11 protein-coding genes are annotated in these 16,480 nt (G+C 54.5%); 4 read left to right on the top strand and 7 right to left on the bottom strand.

The annotated features are described in order from the left end of the window. Positions 1-58 precede the first annotated feature (58 nt). The 7 genes from FHS90_RS13430 to FHS90_RS13460 form a co-directional block, all read right to left on the bottom strand. A complete protein-coding gene (locus FHS90_RS13430; RefSeq protein WP_066834221.1) occupies positions 59-721 on the bottom strand; it encodes an oxidoreductase in 663 nt (220 codons plus the stop codon). Positions 722-737: 16 nt separating this feature from the next. Then, complete coding sequence (locus FHS90_RS13435; RefSeq protein ID WP_182513413.1) at positions 738-3,281, bottom strand: DUF5916 domain-containing protein; 2,544 nt, start codon at positions 3,279-3,281, stop codon at positions 738-740. Positions 3,282-3,312: 31 nt separating this feature from the next. Continuing rightward, positions 3,313-4,149: a CvfB family protein gene (locus FHS90_RS13440; RefSeq protein ID WP_182513414.1), complete on the bottom strand. Its 837-nt coding sequence runs from the start codon at positions 4,147-4,149 to the stop codon at positions 3,313-3,315. 194 nt (positions 4,150-4,343) lie between these two features. After that, a complete protein-coding gene (locus FHS90_RS13445) occupies positions 4,344-5,375 on the bottom strand; it encodes a PorP/SprF family type IX secretion system membrane protein (protein ID WP_182513415.1) in 1,032 nt (343 codons plus the stop codon). Positions 5,376-5,385: 10 nt separating this feature from the next. Continuing rightward, positions 5,386-9,189: a PKD domain-containing protein gene (locus FHS90_RS13450; RefSeq protein ID WP_182513416.1), complete on the bottom strand. Its 3,804-nt coding sequence runs from the start codon at positions 9,187-9,189 to the stop codon at positions 5,386-5,388. A gap of 191 nt (positions 9,190-9,380) precedes the next feature. After that, positions 9,381-9,680 carry a hypothetical protein gene (locus FHS90_RS13455; RefSeq protein WP_182513417.1) on the bottom strand — a complete coding sequence of 100 codons (300 nt, stop codon included), beginning with the start codon at positions 9,678-9,680 and terminating at the stop codon, positions 9,381-9,383. 123 nt (positions 9,681-9,803) lie between these two features. After that, positions 9,804-11,609, bottom strand: a complete 1,806-nt coding sequence (locus FHS90_RS13460; protein WP_182513418.1) for a hypothetical protein — start codon at positions 11,607-11,609, stop codon at positions 9,804-9,806. A 311-nt stretch (positions 11,610-11,920) separates the two neighbouring features. Between FHS90_RS13460 and FHS90_RS13465 the strand changes: the two genes are divergently transcribed. The 4 genes from FHS90_RS13465 to purN all read left to right on the top strand — a co-directional run bounded on the left by FHS90_RS13465 (position 11,921) and on the right by purN (position 16,470). Further along, positions 11,921-13,186 (top strand): putative DNA modification/repair radical SAM protein, encoded by a 1,266-nt coding sequence (locus FHS90_RS13465; RefSeq protein WP_066834209.1) that lies wholly within the window; start codon positions 11,921-11,923, stop codon positions 13,184-13,186. A gap of 77 nt (positions 13,187-13,263) precedes the next feature. After that, entirely contained in the window at positions 13,264-13,410 is a 147-nt protein-coding gene (locus tag FHS90_RS13470; RefSeq protein ID WP_182513419.1) for a hypothetical protein, read from the top strand. Between the two features lie 19 nt (positions 13,411-13,429). Beyond that, entirely contained in the window at positions 13,430-14,266 is an 837-nt protein-coding gene (locus FHS90_RS13475) for a TIGR03915 family putative DNA repair protein (RefSeq protein WP_182513420.1), read from the top strand. Between the two features lie 1,592 nt (positions 14,267-15,858). Continuing rightward, complete coding sequence (gene purN / locus FHS90_RS13480; RefSeq protein WP_182513421.1) at positions 15,859-16,470, top strand: phosphoribosylglycinamide formyltransferase; 612 nt, start codon at positions 15,859-15,861, stop codon at positions 16,468-16,470. The last annotated feature ends 10 nt before the right edge of the window (positions 16,471-16,480 follow it).

A 16,480-nucleotide genomic window follows, 5' to 3' on the forward strand; every position in this document is an offset into this window, starting at 1 on the left:
TGCTGTTTCTGGCCTGTTTTCGCCAAAACAGCCCAAAAACAGAAACAGCAATGAACAATTAATTATACTGCTGCATCTGGACTGACGGGTGCCGCTGCACGCCGCCGCCGTCTTGCTTGGCGGCTTCGAGCATGGCTTTTGCCACGGCTTTGGCGGGTATGGCGCGGTACTTCCTGAGCGGGCCCTTGAAGATAAACCCGAAGAGCTTCATAAACACCTCGGCGGCTTTCTCTCCAAACCGTACCTCCGGCCGGTCGCCCAGCAGCAGCGAAGGCTGGAAGATATGCACGGCCGTAAAGGGCAACGCCTGCACCGCCTGCTCCATTTCGCCTTTCACCCGGTTGTAGAAGAGGCGGGAGCCGGCATCGGCGCCCAGCGCCGACACCACCAGGAACTGGGCGGCAAACGTGTGGGAGGTAACTTTGGCCAGGTTGACCACATAGGTGTAGTCTACCTGCTTAAACTTCTCCTGCGAGCCCGCTTTCTTGATGGTGGTGCCCAGGCAGCAGTACACATCATCAGCGGTGAGGCTGTGGCGGTGCTTCTCCAGGTGGTTAAAGTCTACCACTACCTGCTGCAGCTTGGGGTGCTGTACCGGCAGCTCCCTTCGGCCCACTGAAATCACTTTGCGGTAACGCGGGCTCTGCAGCAGCAACTGCAGGCAATGGCTCCCCACCAGACCGCTGGCACCGGCAATCAACGCTACTTTGGGTGATTCCATAGGCTTGTTGTAAGGGTTAAGATTTGAGGGCACGCTTCATGACCTGGTAATCTAAATAGTACAGAATCTTAACGGAGAAGCTGTTGAGTTGGTTTGCCTGTAACGTGTTGCGCAGGTTCATGAGGTAGTTGTTCTGCTCTGGGAACAACTCCTGAGAAATGGCGTTCTTCCAGACCACGCTGACCTCGCTGCCCGGGGCAAAGCGCCAGCTGTACACCAGGTCAATGTTGAAGGCGTTGAAATTCCGGTCTTTCGCCCACGGCGAAGACGGGGTGTGGTCTACCGGTTCCAGGTCGCCGTTGTCCTGCAACAGGAAGTAGTCATAGAAGTTGGCACTGGACCAGTAGTGGCGCATGTTCAGGTTGAGGGCGGTGCGGGCGTTAAAGATATAGGTGCCCGTAAGCGAGTTGGTAACCGTGTGCACGGTGCGGGACCCAAAGAAAATACTGTCATTCTCGCCGTTCCCGGCGAAACCGTAGTCGCGCAGATCACGGCTTAACTCAGCGCTGTACACCATCTGCAAATGGTCATTGACCCTAACCCTGGGGCTAATGCCCACCCAGGTGTTCAGCTGGTCATACGCTGGGGAGTGGTAAACGCCGCCGTTGAGGTCTAAGGCAAATTTTTTGCGGTAGTCACTGGAGATGTACCCACTCAGCTCTGTGCCGGCGGGGTCTCTGAACTTGCGGTTGGGAATGCCGCCCCGGTCTTTGAAAACCCTGCCTTGGATCACACCTTCATACGAGCGGGAGCGGGGTTCAAAGAAGTCAAAGTTGTTCCTGGGCAGCCAGGCCAGCGTGTACCCAAATGAGATGAAGTTCTTGGAGGTGGCGTTGGTTTCCAGGTAATAGACCAGCCTGCTGAACAAGTTGGGCTTGTACAGCTGGCGGTGCTCCACCCCCACGGCATTGAACAGGCTGTTCAACTTCCAGAAAGGCTTGAAAATATTGTACCTGATGTTGGCTTCGTTCTCAATGATGTTGTTGTTAGACAGGTAGCCCAGATCATTGATAAAATAAGAGTCGCTTTCTGTACTGTGGCGTACCGTGAACTGGAAATTGCCGCTGGTCTTGCCAAAGTCTGCGTAATAGGCGTGCCCCAGCTCCACCTTGTCTGTGCCCTGGGGAACAGACCCTTTGTGGAAGCGCTGGCTCAGGTTGGCGGCCAGGTTGAGGGTGTAGCTGTTCTTCTTGTTCCGGAGCCGGGTCATGAGCCCAGACACATTGGCGTTGTAGAAGCCTTTGCCTCTGGTCACGTTGGTGTTGGTGAACGTAACGTATGAGCTGTTGGGCAGGTTCTGGTCCAGAACCAGTACATTGTAGTTGGTGGCAGGGTCTGTGAGTACTTTGAACTCCTCCTGCGTTTTGTTGCTCCTGAGCGTGGCATAGGTGTTCTGGGTCACGGCGTTGAACACCCCAATCCCCAGCCCCCTGTTGGTGCGCCCTGAGATTTTGGTAGCGTTCAACAGGCTTGTTTTCTCGGGGTTCTCCAGAACCACTACTTCCTCGCTCCTGCCGTATTGGCTGTAGTCATACCGCAGGTCATAGAGGTGCAAGGGTTCGTTCCCTATGCGGCGCGAATAGAACAGACCGGCTTTGTTGAACAGCTCGGTGCCCTCTGTGAAAAACTGGCGGTTCTCATTGAAGCGCACCTCAAAAGGCGACAGGTTCAACACCTGCGCGTCTGACTGCGTCTGCCCAAAATCTGGCACCAGGGTCATGTCAAGGGTAAAGGCGTCATTGATCCCGTATTTGATGTCCATGCCGCCGTTGAGGGTGGTCTTCAGGTCTTTCTTCCCCTCCTGCTCCGTGGGGAAGTGGTCGGCGTAGCCGGAAAGGTAGGGCATGAGCGAAAGCCGCAGCGGTGCCTCCAGCCCCTGCACCCCCTGCAGCACGCCAAACTGGTTGACCCAGCCCTGCATAGACCGGTCTACAAAATTCCAGAAGGCGCTTTCGCGGTAGCGGCGGGTGGAACGCCAGAAGTTCACTCCCCATTCCTGCACATTTTTCTTAGGGAACCGGATGGCGGAGTAAGGGATTCTGAACTCAACTGACCAGCCTTGGTCATGGCGGGCCACAGCACTTTCCCAGACCGCGTTCCAGGCCATGTCATCTCCGTTGCTGGTAGACCTGAAATCTGTCTGCACCCCGGCCGTGGAGACCTCAAACCCGAAGGCATTCTGCCGGTCCAGATAAGTGTCAAAGTACACCCCAAACATGTCTGCGTTCACCTGCCCGCCATCACGCTGGCTGAGCTGGGTGAGCACTGAGTCTGGGGCGGTGTCATAGAGCATGGCACCCACGTAAATAGCCTCGTCATCATAGAGAATGCGCACCTGGGTGCGCTGCCGGGAAGGGGCGCCGTTCACCGGTTCATTCTGGGTAAAGCCGGTGGCGGGTGCTGCCTGTTGCCAGACTTCCTCGGTGGGGAGCCCGTCAATTTTTGGGGGAGTGGCAGTGCGTACCGCCTGCAGGTGTTTTGTTTCTTTGGGCGCCTGTGCCTGGGCAGCTGCCTGTAGAAAGCAGCTGAGGAGGAACAGGAGAAGACAGACGTATCTCATAAAGGGTGTAGGCGGAACGCAGACGGCGGGTTTAGGGGTTGGTTAAAAGACTGACCCCGTCTGGCTGAAGTTGCACCTCGCCGCGTTTGTACAAGGCGCCAATGGCTTTCTTGAAGGTTTTCTTGCTCATGCCCAAGGTCTGGTAGATGAGTTCAGGGGCGGTTTTATCAGTGAGGGGTAGCCAACCGTTTTCTTTTTTGAGGCGCTCCAGAATGAGTTCAGCAGCGTGCTCCACCTCATTGTAGCCTTGTTTCTGCAGGCTCACATCCAGTTTGTCGTCTTCCCTTATCTTTTTGACATAGCCTTGGGTGTACTCGTTCGGCTCCAGTTTGCGGAAGACCTCATTGCGGTATAACATGCCCAGGTAGCTGTTGTTCACCATCACCTGATACCCCAGCGCCTTCTCCGGGCCAATCAGCAGACTGACTTCATCGCCTTCCTCCAGTGTGATGGGCTCGTAGCTCAGGTAAGGCGCCAGCTTGGTGGAGCCTACAATGCGGTCAGAGGTTTCATCCAGATACAGGTAGACCAGTGCCCATTGGCCCACGTGCAGGTCTTCATGCTGGTTGGAGTAGGGCACAAACAGGTCTTTCTCCAGACCCCAGTCCAGAAACGCCCCAAACCGGTTAACATCTTTCACCTGCAGGCAGGCAAACTGGTCTACCTTGGCTTTGGGCTCCAGGGTGGTGGCAATCAGGCGGTCTTCTGAGTCACGGTACACAAACACGGAGAGCATGTCTCCCACGTGGGCGTCTGCGGGCACGTATTTGCGGGGCAACAGCACGTCGCCATCATCAGAGCCCAGGTACAGGCCGTGTTCCAAATCACGCAGAATTTCCAAGTAGTTGTAGTCGCCTAGGTGCAGCATATTGATCCGGTTTGTGTTCAGGAACAAAGGTAGAGAATCTAACCGGCACCTATCTACCGGCGGCAGAATTTCTGTTAGACATGGTAGTTTGGGGCTGATTTCAGAAAAACAGGCCAGAAACAGGGGCTTTAAGATGAGTCCGGTTCCTTTTCCTGTTTTGGGGCTGTTTTTTGAAAAACAGCCCCAAAACAGGCTTACCAGTATTGGGAAGGGGAATAGATATCCCGTTTGTTCCGGAGCATGAGGCCCAGCACCAGCTCATGGGAGCCGTGGCTAACGCTGCTGAGGGCAGAGGTGGTCATGTCATAGGCGTAGCCCAGGTGCAACAGCTGCCTGAGCTGGAAACCGGCCATGAGAACGGTGGCGTCATGGTGGCGGTAAGAGCCTCCCACCCAGAACTGGTCTCTCCAGTACACCTTGGTGTTGGCATCAAATGAAACCGGGCTGGGCGAGGCGTGTTTGACCACCAGCGAAGGCATTACACTGAAGTGTTTCCCTAAAAAGAAGCGGTATCCGCCATGGGCGAAGACGTGCCGCTGCTGTTTTGCGGGTACCTCTGGTTCAGAGTTTCTGAAGCTGAACGGGGTGGGGAGTACCTGGGCCACAGAGATGCCTGCATAGAGGCGGGAGCTGTAGAGCATCACGCCCACGCCCACATTGGGTAAGAGCCGGTTGTACTCGCGGGCGGTGGTGACTGGGTCCCCAGCGGCGGTGAAGGTGAGCAGGTCACGGTTCAGGCTGTACTGGGTGAATCCCGCCACCACGCCCGCAGAAAGTTTCAAATCAGCGTTCAGGGGCAGGTGGTATGCGTAGGTGAGCTGCCCATCGGTCCGTTTCAGCCCTCCGGCCTGGTCAACCTGCACCAGGGCGCCTACCCCGTGGTGGGCGCGCGGTTTCTGGGAGGTGCTGCGGTGGGGTGGCTTCCACTGATTGCGGTACTTGCCCTTTGAGATAGGCCGCGGGCTAAAGGAAGTGGCCGAGTTGATATAGTCTAACCGCCCTAAGGGCATGTGCGCGCTCAGGTAATAGGAGGTAGGGGCGCCTTCCAGCCCAACCCACTGGTTGCGGTAACCCGTCCGGATGTCCAGGTAATTGTCTGTTCCGCTAAGGGCGGGGTTGAGCAGCAACGGGTTGAGCATGTACTGGCTGTAATGCGGTAACTGCTGGGCCTGCCCAAAAGAAGGGAGCCACGCCAACAGCAAAAGAAGGAAGAGGTGTTTCTTCATGGCCATGCCGTTAACGCAGAATTGTGAGAGAGCCAGAGAACTTAGGCCGCCCGTTGTGCGGATCTATTATGTAGTAGTAGGCGCCAATGGGCAGGTCCTGGCCGTTGCGCTTACCATCCCAGGGGGTGGGGTACCCATAGGTGGAATAGATTTTTTCACCCCAGCGGTTATAAATGTCAATGGTGATTCTGGGGTAGTCTTCAATGCCACCCAATTCCCACACATCATTGGTGCCGTCCCCGTTAGGGGAAAACGCCTTGGGAATCTGTAGTTTCTTGAGCACTTTGATCTCTACACTGTCAATGTTAGGACAACCCGCCTCTGACATGACGTGCAGGTAGTATTTAGTGGTGACCATGGGCGAGGCCACCGGGTTGGCTATGTCTGGGTTGCTAAGGGCGTAGGCTGGGCTCCACTTCAAAGATCCTTCGCCAGTACCGGCAAGGGTGGTGCTTTCGCCTTCCACCAGAATCACGGGCTTGCCGGCGTCTGCGGCAGGAGTGGGCCGGAGTTTGACCACTACCTCATCCTGTACACTCACGCACGGGCTGTTGCTGACGGTCCAGCGCAAGGTATAGGTCTCGCCCATGGTGCCGGTGAACGTTGCCTTAGGATTAGACGGGTTGGAGAAAGTGCCCCCAGCGCCGCTGACCACCGTCCAGAGACCGGTGGCAGGGGCGGGCGCGTTGGCCGCTAGAGGGGTGGTGACTTGTCCGCAAAGGAGTTGGTCAGCTCCCGCAGAGGCAACAGGAGTAGGGGTGATGGTGACCGTCTTGCTCACCACGTGGGTGCACCCTTTGTCTGAGGTAACTTTGAGGCGTACCGTGAAGCTTCCGGCTCTGCCGTATTTGTGTTTGGGGTGCTGGGTTTGCAAAGAAATGCCATCACCAAAATCCCATTCCCATTTCACCAGCCTGCCCGTGAGCAGACTGCTCATGTCCTGGAAAGACACCTCATTTGCCAGACAGCCCACTGTTGGGGAAAAATCTGCTTTGGGGGTAGGGTAAACAGTGAACGCCTGGGAGAAAACCTGCTCACAGGCATTGCCACCCCTAACCGTTAAGGTGACGGTGTAGTTGCCTGGGGCGGCATATAGGTGGGAAGGGCTTAGCGCCGAAGAGGTTTTGCCATCGCCAAAGTCCCAGCGATAGGTGAGCGTGCCGCTCCCGTTGGCGGTAGAGGTGTTGGTGAACTGCGCTAACTCGCCCTCACAGACATTGGCGGTGGTAAAGCCTGCCTTGGGATTAGGGATAACCGTAATGGTTTTGGTAACAGAATCTGTGCAGACAATGCCAGACCAGATGCGCAGTTTCACAGTATAAGTGCCGGCGGTGGGGTAGGTATGCTTGGGGTTTTGCTCATCAGAGAACCGGCCATCACCAAAGTCCCAGCGCCACCGCACTATGTTCCCAAACGCAATGCTGCTGGCATCTTTAAATTCAACCCCTTGCTCCTGACAGAATGAGGAGGCCGTGAAGTCTGGGATTGGCACCGCCCCACTAATGGTGTAGGTGTGGGCAACACTGTCTTTGCATCCCTTATCTGAGGTCACTACCAGCTTAACCGTGTAAATGCCCTCAGCTGTGTAACGGTACTGTGGCTGCGGGTCTGTTGAAGTGCCTTTGCCGTCACCAAAATCCCATAAGTACCGGAGAGAACCGCTCGTGATAGAGGAGGTGTTCTGGAAAACTGCCTTGTCTTTTATGCAAATATCTGGTAAACTGAAACGGACAACCGGAACCGGGTCTACGGTCACCACCAGGCTACTGGCTTCTGAGCAACCCTGATCAGAGGTGGCTTTGAGTCTCACTGTGTACGTGCCGTGGCTTGGGAAAAGATGGCGGGGGTGCTCTTCATTGGAGGTGGTGCCGTCGCCGAAATCCCATTCCCAGCGCACTACGTTCCCAACGGCGACGGTGGTTTGGTTTTGGAAAACCATTGATTTGCCGTCACAGGTAGAGCTTGCGCTGAATTTTAGTGCGGGTGGCTCAAAAATGGTGATGGTTTTGGAGACATCTGTTAGGCAGAAAGCCTGGGTCTGGATCTGTAACTTGACCGTATACGTGCCAGGTTTTTTGTACAGGTGCACCGGGTGCTGTTTGGTAGAAGTTTGGCCGTCACCAAAGTCCCAGCGCCAATGGGTAATGGTTTCACCTGTGGTAACCGTTGATTTGTCTGTGAACCGGGTACTGTCATTGGTACACACGGTGGCAAAATCAAAATCTGCTACCGGGTTGGGGTGTACCTCCACCTCAATGTATGTAGAATCCTGGGAGTCGCAGTCATTTCCGTTAGACTTGGTGGTCACCAGGGAGACGGTGTAGGTGCCAACTCCCTGAAACCTGTGGGTGGGGTTCTGTTCATCTGAGGTGGTGCCGTCTCCAAAATGCCATTTCCAGGCCAGCGGCTGGTAAACGGCAAATCCTTTGAAGCGGATGTCCCGCCCGTCACAGATGCTGTCTGAGAGCACTGTAATGTTTTGGTTCAGGTTGTTTACATTGGCTCCCGCTGAGTAGCCGTAAGACTCTACATTGCCAAAGCCATAGGCAACCGCATTGAACCCGCTGTCTGCTTTCAGGCTATGGTTCCCAGTGGTGACAGTGTTCTGCGAATAGACAAAGTTTTGATTGGCGGCAATGGGGGTGAAGGTTACTCTTTTGCCGTCTAACCTAAAAGAGGCGGTGTCAGCAGTTTTCATGGTCACATTGATGTAGTGCCTTGAAATCTGGTAGTCTTTTGAAGAGTATAGGGTAATGTCTGTAAGGGTTTGCTCTACAGGGTTCACAAGCGTCATCTCCGGGTCTGCTAGCACCCCGTCACAGGATTGGGTTTTCGCATACTGGGCAAACAGGATAGGTTTGTCTGCTGTCACATAGTTAGCCACTTTGCTCTCAAATTCATGGTACTCTCCTTTGTCTCTGGTGATCCTGCTCCCGTTAATAGTAATGGCGGTGTTGTCTTCAGAAGCCAGCACCCTGAACACGTCTCCAGCTGTGCGGCTCAGGAAGGGGGCTGTGACAAAGTTCTTCCCCCACGCACTGATAGGGTAGAGTTGCTGATAAAGGTTATCTCCGCTTAAGGTGGCCGGGCAGTCAAGGGGAACCGCTGTCCAGGAGCTGCCTGAGAAAACAGCAATCCGTTTGCAACTGCCCATTCCTGTGTCAACTGACTCAATTTTGGTTCCGGTAAGGTCTGTTTTGGAGCGAACCTGGTACAGTTCCCCTTTCATAAGAGGCCTGGGCGGGGAGAAGGTTACCCCAGCCTGATTTCCGCGCAGGGTAGTCGCGGTTGGGGTGATATTGATAGTGGTGTTGTCTTCCAGGGCAACCACCATTAACTGTGAGGTGGCTTCATCTGCGTTCTGAACATTTTGAAGCTGGTCATAGCTGATCGCGTAGTAAGACCGCCCCAGGGTATTGCTCGGCAAAACCAGCGTGGCCGCTGACTTGTTCGTGAAATAAATGTGCGAGTACACCACTACCGGAAAATCTGAGGTCACATGAATGGCTTTTTGCTCAATCACCTCGCTGCTGGAGACGTGGGCCAACTGGGAACGTATGGGGATGATGGTCACCTGGTTGGCCGTGACATTGTGTTGGGTAGGAGACAAGGTGCCTATGGTAACCGTGACAACAGCATTTCTGTCTGAGGTGATATACAGGTTCATCTGTGACCTTGTGCCCTCATAGTGGGCCATGTACCCTAACCAGAAATCACGGCCTTTGTTAGAGGTGCTCTGCGCGCTGGACAGGGCAGGCAAAAACAAGAGCAGGAGGCAGGACAGAATCCATCTAACGGTGGCCTTTCGTTTCACAGAGAAAAAAATAATGTGTGAGCGGCTTCCCGGCGGGCGGTGCTTTGACTGCTGGGAAACTTGGTGGTTGTGAGTTATGTATACCTCTGATCTTTCAGGAAAGCGGTGAAAGGGGGCTATGCAGCACTTTACACCGGGCAGCGCTGCAAAAGAGGAAACACCCCAACGCGAACGAAGCCTTATTCCCAGCTTTAAACAACAAGACGTACCCGTACTTCTATGGCAAAATAATAAATATTATTGAGATATTGCTTTAATAACAAGAGCTTTTGCAACAAGGTTGGCTTTTTTTTAGCACTTGTAAATGCGGGGTGCCGGAGGAGTGGCAACGGCAGGTGTTTTGAGCTTGTGTTGGTTTGGGATTTGTAGGCTGAATAGCCTGGAGAAATTTCTTCCTGGTTGCTCTTTAAACCTGGCAGTGGCGCTCCGGAGGCGATAAAAAGAAACGGTAGGTACTTGCCAAAGATATTTGAAGCCCAAACAAAATACAAGGGACAAGGTCTTCATAGAGGGAAGAACCCGAGGGGCTGGAGGGAAATGTTTGAGTTCCCTGAATGACAAAAGGTGGTTTCTGTTTTCGGGCTGTTTTTCTGAAATCAGGCCCAAAACAGAAACTACCTGAACTCTGTGATCAGCGGCTGGGTGAACCTTAGCTCATTAAAATCATAGTATTGGCGGCCGGTCTGGAAGATCTTAAACTCCTGCTGTCCCCCCACCTCCGGGAGCCTTGGGTAATACCCCAGTAAGATCTGAATGGTGTTGAAGGGCAAATATTCGTTCCGGAAACGGGCTCCAATCCCAAAACCGGTATAGGGTTTCTCTTTAAACGGGGATCGGTTCTGTACATTGGTCAGCCAGGCCATATCGGCAAAGCCGATGATGGCCAGCCGGAAGCCGAACAAGGTGAGCGGTGAAAAAAGGTTGGTCTCATAGTTGAGCACAAACTTGCGGTAGCCCCGCACGCTGGCAGAACTGAACCCCCTAATGCCGTCTTCCTGGTCTACATCCAGAGCGAAGAAGTCAGGCCGCCGCAGGCCAATAGAGGTTCTGTTCCAGATAAAATGACGCCAGCGCCAGTTCCGGATGCGGTGAAGCGGCGTGAAGTACAGAACCTCTGAGGTGAGCACTCCCTGCTCCCAGGCCTCGTTGTGCCGGTAGCTGCCGTATTCAACGCCCCCGTAGAGGTACCCGAACGAGGGGTTGTACTTGCCAAATGCCCCTTTCACACCCAGGTAAGGCCTGTTTTTGATAGCACCGTCTTCAAACCCGGCGGTGATGGCTAGCAGGTTTCCCGCCGGAATATCTTCTGTACGGCCAAAACCGAACAGGTACTGGTCTTTGTAATACCGCCGGAGACTGTACCCGAAGGCGGCCAGGTAAAGGCGGGCACTCTGGATGGTGGGGCCGCTTCCCTCTGTGTACTTAATGTTCATTACCCGCGCGGCCGTAATAAACCGGCTGGGGTTGTCCCGGGCCAGGTCATAGGACTTCAGCCGGAAGGCGCGGGCAATCCAGAAGTCTTGCGTGTAGTATTTCAGCGGAATATAACTTAACTCCTCGTTAGGGGCCGGGGGCGGGCCCTCCCCTAAAATATAGGTGGGCTGCAGGGTTTGGAACCAGGCGGCAGAGGCGCCGCCGGCATATTTGGTGGTGGTGGCGTAAAAGTCCCTTCTGAAGGAGAGGCTCTGCTGCTTATAATAATACGTGTTCTGGTAAAGCAGCTCGGCTGAGATGTAACTGCTGGAGATGTTCTCAATTAGGTAGCTGCCAGTGAACTGCCACGGCTGGGGTTCACTCAGCCCAAACCGGTACGTGGTGCGGAACTGGTGCCCCACGCCCATAAAGTTGATGTCACGCAGGGAAAGGCGGGTGCCCGAGGTGCTGGCAGACCCGGACCCGCTAATGCTGAACACGTCACGGGTGTAAATAACCACGTCTACACTGTCCTGGGTAGAGGTAGAGTCGTTGATGGTGACGCGGGCATCCAGAATATAGTCTGTCTGGCGCAGGAGACGTTCAGATTCAGACAACGCCAGCGGCTCCAGCATGTCGCCCTCCTTAAAGAGAATGGTGTTGCTTAGCCTGCTGCGTTTGGTGCGCATATGCAGGGCATTGCCCAGTCGCTCCAGGTCGTTGTCTGGCAAAGCCAGGGTGTCATTGATAGAGAAACCAAATGGCTCCAGCCGCTTAAAGTAAATAGACCTGACCACTTTGTAAGTATGCTGCTCAAGAGCCTGGGGCAACAGCTCTATCTCCAGGGGCACAACCTGCTGCCTGGGTTTGAAAATGACAAGCGCTTTCACAAACCGCCCGAACAGGGTTTTCCGCTGACTGATATGCCGTAGCTTCTGCAGGAACCGTTTGGGGTCAGTGGTGTCTGGGGCCAAGGCCGGTGTGGGCCGCACAGGGGCGGAGAGCAAGGTGTCTGGTGTGGTTTGGGCAGTGGCAGGGGTTGGGCGGCAAAAGCACAGGAGTACGCAGAATAGCAGTACCCACCAACCCTCAGCGCGCTTACAGATTAATTGCGGTGCCGTGTACATACCTTTTGCTCCATCCCTAAAAATACGGCAAAAACTCCTGACAAAAATAAGAAACCATGGGTTGCTATTGTTATTAGTTATTTGGTAAGGAGAGGGTCAGGATTAGAAATAAATAATACTAATTTAATTAGCTTTTTAGCAAATAGTCTCTTACCTTGCTAACGAATTCAGGAGCAGATTTAGCATACGCCATGCAGCACACCGTCATAGAAAAGCTAAGTATTTTGGCAGATTCTGCCAAGTATGATGTTTCCTGCTCTTCCAGCGGCGGCAAACGCAAGAATGAGGGGAAAGGTTTAGGCAACGCTGAAGGCATGGGCATCTGCCACAGCTATACAGAAGACGGCCGCTGCGTTTCGCTGCTCAAGATTCTGCTCACCAACTTCTGCATCTATGACTGCGCCTACTGCGTGTCACGCAAGAGCAATGATGTGAAGCGGGTGGCCTTTACGGTGCAAGAGGTAGTAGACCTGACCATCAATTTCTACCGCCGCAACTACATTGAAGGGTTGTTCCTGAGCTCAGGCATCTTCAAAGATGCAGACTATACTATGGAGCGGCTGGTGCGCGTAGCCAGGAAACTACGCCAGGAGCACAAGTTCAACGGCTACATTCACCTTAAAACCATTCCCGGGGCCAGTGAGGAGCTGATCCGGGAAGCGGGCCTGTATGCAGACCGTCTGAGCGTGAATATTGAGCTGCCCACAGAAGCCAGCCTGCAGACCCTGGCGCCTGAGAAGAACTTCACTGAGGTGCTCACGCCCATGAGCCACATCAAAGACCAGCTGGTGCTGGTGAAAGAGGAGAAGAAGCTGTTTAAATCAACCCCCGCCTTCGCGCCCGCGGGGCAGAGCACGCAATTAATAGTAGGGGCAAGCCCCGAAAACGACCGCCAGATTCTGACCCTCGCCAGCGGCTTGTACCAAAACTATGAGCTGAAGCGGGTGTATTATTCCGGCTATGTGCCGGTGACGGCAGACAGCCGCCTGCCTTTGATCAGTACACCGCCCATTATCCGGGAGAACCGCCTGTACCAGGCCGACTGGCTGCTGCGTCTCTACGGGTTTGGTGTGAATGAGCTGGTAGACGAGCAGAACCCGCAACTGGACCTGCAGATTGACCCCAAGCTGGCGTGGGCGCTTCGCAACCGGCAGGTGTTTCCCCTGGAAATCAACACTGCTGACTATGAGATGATTGTGCGGGTGCCGGGCATTGGCTTGAAGTCAGCGAAGAAAATAGTGGCGGCCCGCCGCTTTGCGCCCCTCACTTGGGAACACCTGCGCCAGATTGGGGTGGTGCTGAAACGGGCGAAATACTTTATCACCGCCGGAGGGCGCAGTTTGGAGAGAAGGGAATGGGACGAGGAAGTCATCCGGAGAAGAATCCTTTTCGGCGAAAAGGGAGACCGAAACGGCCTGTGGGGAAGTCAGTTGGATCTGTTCTCTCAGGCGGGGTAACTAAATGCCCAATACATGGTCAGAAACGGCCAGTCAGAAAGAAATTAAACTTTGTCAAACATCAAATAACAAACAACATGCAACCTGTAGCCCTTCGTGAAACTGTAGCTCCCCTTTCTATCCGTTGCAAACTGAGCACCTTGGTGCCGCAACTTCGGCAGATGGCCGCCCAGCGCAAAGCCGTGGCCCAGTCTGTGTACCCGTTCATCAAAATCGCCTCCTGACCCAACCAGCCACCGCGCCATGCACTTCTACACCTATGACGGCTCTTTTGAAGGACTGCTCACTGTGGTCTTTGAGGCGTACGAGCGTAAAGAGTGGCCAGACCAGATAGGCAAGGCGGGGGAGGTCCCGGCCGGGATTTTTGCCACCCACCATTTCATTCCCACCCAGGAGGCGAAGGCCAAACGGGTGTGGCAAGGGTTGGCAAAGAAATTGTCTCAGGCCGCGCTGGAGAACGTGTATAAAACTTATCTGTGGGAACAACCTGGGTGTGAGATGCTGCTCTTCCGGTTTGTGCGCCTGGTTTTCGCCAGCCCCCAAAGCGGTATTGAGGAGAACTTTGCAGAGCCGGTGGTGCAGAAAATAGCCGCCATTGGCAAGCAGATGTTCCGGGAGAAACACCGCATGGAGGCGTTCATCCGGTTTCAGCGCACCCAAGACGGTTTGTTTGTAGCCCCCATCAACCCAGATTTCAACGTGCTTCCCCTTATTGTAGGCCATTTTGAGAAGCGTTACGCAGATCAGCCGTGGCTTATTTATGACGTGCGCCGCGCGTATGGCGCGTACTATGACCTTGAACAGGTGCAACTGGTTTCTATAGAGGAGCTGCCCAAAAGCCTCAAAAAAGGCCAACTGCCCATTGAACTCCTTACGGAGGTGGAGCCACTGTACCAGCAACTGTGGCAAGTCTACTTTGACCATGTGAACATACCGGAGCGGAAGAACCGGAAGCTCCACCTCCGGCACATGCCCAAACGCTACTGGAAATACCTGACGGAGAAAAAGCCCCGCGTGCAGGCGCATCAGCCCATTCAGAACAAGCAGCTGCCCACCGGAGCGCACCGACTGCAACCTTGAAATTTGCGTTTTCGACCTGTTTTGGGAAAAGTAGGCCAGAAACAGCTTTTGTTCCAAATGTTTGCAGGTTCTCTCTGGGCGCTATAAGTTCTTTTAAGCACCGCAGATGGCAAATGGTTAATTGTTGGATGATGGTACTGCGTGAAACCCCAGTCTCGTGCCAAGGATAGGGCTAATCTTTAGGCTCACCGGGAGCAGCGGGGAGACCAGCCATGCGTAGAACCCATCTATACCCCTCCAAAGGAGGGGAATGATCTGGCATGCGTGGGGCAAGTGGCGTGTGACCTCGTCTCTGAAATCTCGGCTGTCAGGGATATGTCATCCCGGACACGGTACCTGCGGATTTGCAATCTGCGGCGCCTGCAGATCAAACGTGCCGCCACGGGGATTGCAAATCCCCGTGTACCAGCTTCTTGATTGCAAATCCGGAAGACCGAAATGCTGGGCTGGGCTCAACTATATGTGGCAACAAGGGAATTGATTAGCTATGCGTGTCCTCCTGTGTCAACATCCCCCTTCGCCCCCTTGGAAGGGGGAGTATCAAAGTGAGTTCTGAGTTATGAGTCCTGAGTACTTTCTTTTTCCCTTAGGAGATTCAGCAGGAATGAAGCAGCAATGCCTGGTTTCGCTGCCGCGCCGCGAGGGCAGGCAGAGACGGCCCATCAGCTGTAAGCACGCGTCTGGGGACCCGTGCCAGCGCGGGAATATCATCTGGCGTTAGAAGGCACGGAAGTAACTTCCGCGCCATAGAGGGGCAGAAGAGGGAGCTGTAGAGGGCAGAGGTAATGTGAGGCTGCCGCCTCATGGAAGCTGAAAGCTTCCGCCATTGTAGGTCCAAGTTGGAAACTTGAACCAGAGAAAGCGGCAAACAAGCAACAATAAGTAAATAAACAAGCAGCAATGAACAATCAACGCTTCTGCTAGTGGCACCTCTGTTAATTAGCACTTCTGCCCTGACTGATGTGCGCAGCACGGGCTCGCCTCAGGCTAGCGGATCTGCAACGGTTACCTACAGAGGCAGACAGAGCAGGAAAAGCTAAACTGGAAAGGAACCCAAACCAGTCCTGCCGGTGAGCGCCTCTGTTAATACGGTGCCGAAGGCAACGCCAAAGGCGTAGTTTTAACAGCAGTGCTCACCGGCAGGACGGGGCCCCGCGGCCGTGAGCGCTTACCGGAAAAGATGAAACAACACAGTGAGTGAGGCACCGGAGCAAACGCTAGAGCCAGGGAGGACAGCGGACTACGCATTGCCACTGCAGCAGCAATGGAACAGAGCAGATGATGAGACATCGCATGCCACTGCCCAGCAAAGAAAACAGCAGACTACACATACCCGGCAGCCGTACCTCCCTACCTATAAAAACAAACCGCCTGGTAAAGTGAACGATCAAAGTGCCAGAGCAGGGGCAATGCTGAACGCTGGGCAAAGTCTAGACCTACCTGTACAACCGCCCCTCAAGCTAGACTGGCGTACCTCCTCACAGCCCCCATCTACCTCCACAGCACAACAGAAAAGAAACGTTTTTCGCCTGTTTTCAGAAAAGTAGCCCAGAAACAGTATATTTGCTCTTCCATTGACAGCACCGGCAGTTTTGGGTACCTCTTCAGACAAAAAGAACATCGTCATTTTCGCTTCCGGCTCCGGGAGCAACGCCCAGCGCCTGCTGGAGCAGTTTGAGCACCACCCGCATGTGCAGGTAGTGGCGCTCTTCTCCAACAACCCAGAAGCGTTTGCCCTGCAGCGTGCCCAGAATTTTGGCGTGCCCACTGCCGTGTTTGACCGGCCCATGCTGCGGGAGGGAAAGGTGCTGGAGCTGGTGCAGGCCTACCACCCAGACCTGATTGTGCTGGCCGGCTTTCTGTGGCTGCTGCCCGCCAGCTTTGTGCAGGCGTTCCCCAACAAGATCATCAACATACACCCCAGCCTGTTGCCCAAGTTTGGCGGCAAGGGCATGCACGGGCAGCACGTACACCAGGCGGTGATCAACGCACAGGAAGCAGAGACCGGCATTACCATCCACTACGTGAACGAACACTATGACGAGGGCGCGCCTATTTACCAGGAGCGCTGCCCCGTAGAGCCCCATGACACCTGCGAGACGCTGTCGGCGCGGGTGCTCACGCTGGAGCATACCCACTTGCCCCGCGTGGTGGAAGAATTGCTGACGGCTGACAAAAACAGCCCGGAAACACCGGCCGCCTAACCACCCAGCC

Origin of the sequence: Rufibacter ruber (assembly GCF_014138425.1) — a bacterium.
Lineage (GTDB): Bacteria > Bacteroidota > Bacteroidia > Cytophagales > Hymenobacteraceae > Nibribacter > Nibribacter ruber_C.

Coding starts and splice junctions, on each gene's coding strand:
- FHS90_RS13465 (WP_066834209.1), top strand. CDS start 11,921: ATGCAGCACACCGTCATAGAAAAGCTAAGTATTTTGGCAGATTCTGCC.
- FHS90_RS13475 (WP_182513420.1), top strand. CDS start 13,430: ATGCACTTCTACACCTATGACGGCTCTTTTGAAGGACTGCTCACTGTG.
- FHS90_RS13430 (WP_066834221.1), bottom strand. CDS start 721: ATGGAATCACCCAAAGTAGCGTTGATTGCCGGTGCCAGCGGTCTGGTG.
- FHS90_RS13445 (WP_182513415.1), bottom strand. CDS start 5,375: ATGAAGAAACACCTCTTCCTTCTTTTGCTGTTGGCGTGGCTCCCTTCT.
- FHS90_RS13470 (WP_182513419.1), top strand. CDS start 13,264: ATGCAACCTGTAGCCCTTCGTGAAACTGTAGCTCCCCTTTCTATCCGT.
- FHS90_RS13440 (WP_182513414.1), bottom strand. CDS start 4,149: ATGCTGCACCTAGGCGACTACAACTACTTGGAAATTCTGCGTGATTTG.
- FHS90_RS13435 (WP_182513413.1), bottom strand. CDS start 3,281: ATGAGATACGTCTGTCTTCTCCTGTTCCTCCTCAGCTGCTTTCTACAG.